General features: G+C 68.8%; 4 protein-coding genes. All 4 read right to left on the bottom strand.

Translation table 11 applies throughout. The features are described from left to right. Positions 1 to 144: 144 nt before the first annotated feature. From rpmD to rplF, 4 genes are read right to left on the bottom strand one after another with little or no spacing between them, the layout of a single operon-like run. Positions 145 to 336, bottom strand: a complete 192-nt coding sequence (rpmD, locus tag RMP08_RS08895) for a 50S ribosomal protein L30 (protein WP_310468638.1) — start codon at positions 334 to 336, stop codon at positions 145 to 147. 5 nt (positions 337 to 341) lie between these two features. After that, on the bottom strand, positions 342 to 1,178 hold the full coding sequence (rpsE, locus tag RMP08_RS08890) for a 30S ribosomal protein S5 (RefSeq protein WP_310468637.1): 837 nt from the start codon (positions 1,176 to 1,178) through the stop codon (positions 342 to 344). Then, on the bottom strand, positions 1,179 to 1,532 hold the full coding sequence (gene rplR / locus RMP08_RS08885) for a 50S ribosomal protein L18 (protein WP_310468636.1): 354 nt from the start codon (positions 1,530 to 1,532) through the stop codon (positions 1,179 to 1,181). A gap of 2 nt (positions 1,533 to 1,534) precedes the next feature. Then, the gene (gene rplF / locus RMP08_RS08880) at positions 1,535 to 2,038 is read right to left on the bottom strand and encodes a 50S ribosomal protein L6 (RefSeq protein WP_310468640.1); all 504 of its coding nucleotides are present in this window, start codon (positions 2,036 to 2,038) and stop codon (positions 1,535 to 1,537) included. Positions 2,039 to 2,041 lie beyond the last annotated feature (3 nt).

The raw sequence follows: 2,041 nt of genomic DNA, 5'->3' as shown, positions 1-2,041 counted from the left end.
CTTTTGTCGCGCTGTTTTGCTCCCTCTCCCCTTCAGGGGAGAGGGACGGGGAGAGGGGGAGTCTGGCGACGCCCCGGCACTCCCCATCTCCTTCCGCGGCTGTCGCCGCTCCCTCCTCTCCCCTGAAGGGGAGAGGATCTGTCCTTACTTCTCCACGCTCACCAGATGGGCGACCTTGCGGACCTGGCCGAGGACTTCGGGGGTCCCCTCCACTTCCACCGTGCGGCGCATCTTGTTGAGGCCGAGCCCGACCAGCGTTGCACGCTGGGTCTTGTCGCGGCGGATCGGCGATCCGGTCTGGGTGATCTTGATCTTCTTGGGTTTTTCTTGGGCCATCACGCTTACTCCACGATCGCTTCGGCCTGGGCCTCGGCCTCGGCGGCGCTGGCGCCCCCGCGGCCGAGCAGGTCGGCGACCTTCTTGCCGCGGCGCTGGGCGACCGACCGCGGGCTGGTCTGTTCCTTCAACGCCTCGAAGGTGGCGCGGATCATGTTGTAGGGGTTCGAGGTGCCGACCGACTTGGTCACCACGTCGTGGACGCCGAGGCTCTCGAACACCGCGCGCATCGGGCCGCCGGCAATGATTCCGGTGCCCGACGGCGCCGAGCGGACGGTGACCTTGCCGGCGCCGAAATGGCCGTTGCCGTCATGGTGCAGCGTACGCCCGTCGCGCAGGGGAACGCGGACCATCGCCTTCTTGGCCGCCGCGGTCGCCTTGGAGATCGCCTCGGGGACTTCGCGCGCTTTGCCGTGACCGAAACCGGCGCGGCCCTTGCCGTCGCCGACCACGACCAGCGCCGCAAAGCCGAAGCGCTTGCCGCCCTTGACCGTCTTGGACACGCGATTGATGTGGACCAGCTTCTCGATCAGCTCCTCGCCGCCGTCGTCGCTGCCGCCGCGGCCGCCGCCGCGATTGTCGCGCCGTCCGCCGCCACGATTGTCACGGCCACCGCCGCCACCGCCGCCACGGCCGCGGCCGCCACGCGGGCCACGGGGACCACGCGCGTCGGGCTGCGGCGCAGCTTCGGGAGCCGCCGCTTCAGCGGCAACCGGAGCCTCGGCGGCCGGAGCTTCAGCCGGAGCAGGCGCTTCGGCCGCAGCCGGAGCTTCGGCCGGAGCAGGCGTTTCAGCGGGAGCAGGCGTTTCAGCGGCCTGCGGGGTTTCTTTTTCGTCAGCCATTTAGAACTCCAATCCGCCTTCGCGGGCGGCATCGGCGAGGGCTTTCACCCGGCCATGGAAAAGGAAACCGCCGCGGTCGAACACCACGCGCGACACGCCGGCCTTCTTGGCCCGCTCGGCGAGCGTCTTGCCGACCAGGGCGGCGCCGTCGCGGGTGGCGCCGGTCTTGCCCTTCAAATCCTTGTCGAGGGTCGAGGCCGCGGCCAGCGTCTTGCCGGCGGCGTCGTCGATGACCTGGGCGTAGATGTGGCGGCCCGAGCGGTGGACCGACAAGCGCGGCTTGCCCGAGGCGTGGCTGCGCAACTGGGTGCGGACACGCCGGCGGCGCCGGTCGAACAGGGAAAGTCTCGCCATGGCTACTTCTTCTTGCCTTCTTTGCGGAAGATATATTCGCCGCGGTACTTGATGCCCTTGCCCTTGTACGGCTCGGGCTTGCGCCAGCGGCGGATTTCGGCCGCGACCTGGCCGACCTGCTGGCGATCGATCCCGCTGATCTCGATCGTCGTCGCGTCCGGGGTCTTGACCTCGATGCCATCGGGAATGGCGTAATTGACGTCATGGCTGTAGCCGAGCTGCAGCTTAAGGGTCTTGCCCTGCGCCGCGGCACGGTAGCCGACGCCGGTGATCTCGAGCACCTTGGTGAAGCCGTCGGTGACGCCGGTCACGAGGTTCTGCACGAGCGTGCGGTGCATGCCCCAGAACGAGCGCGCGCGCTTGGTCTCGTTGGCCGGCTTGACCACGATGCGGCCGTCCTCGATGCCGTAATCGATGTCGTCGATCATCGGCATGCTGAGCGTGCCCTTTGGGCCCTTGACCGACAGCACGGCGCCTTCGACCGAGGCGGACACGCCGCCCGGCAACGG

Origin of the sequence: Sphingomonas sp. (assembly GCF_031426035.1) — a bacterium.
GTDB lineage: Bacteria > Pseudomonadota > Alphaproteobacteria > Sphingomonadales > Sphingomonadaceae > Sphingomicrobium.
The sequence above is the reverse complement of the archived record's forward strand: the minus strand, read 5'-3'. Positions and strand labels throughout refer to the sequence as shown.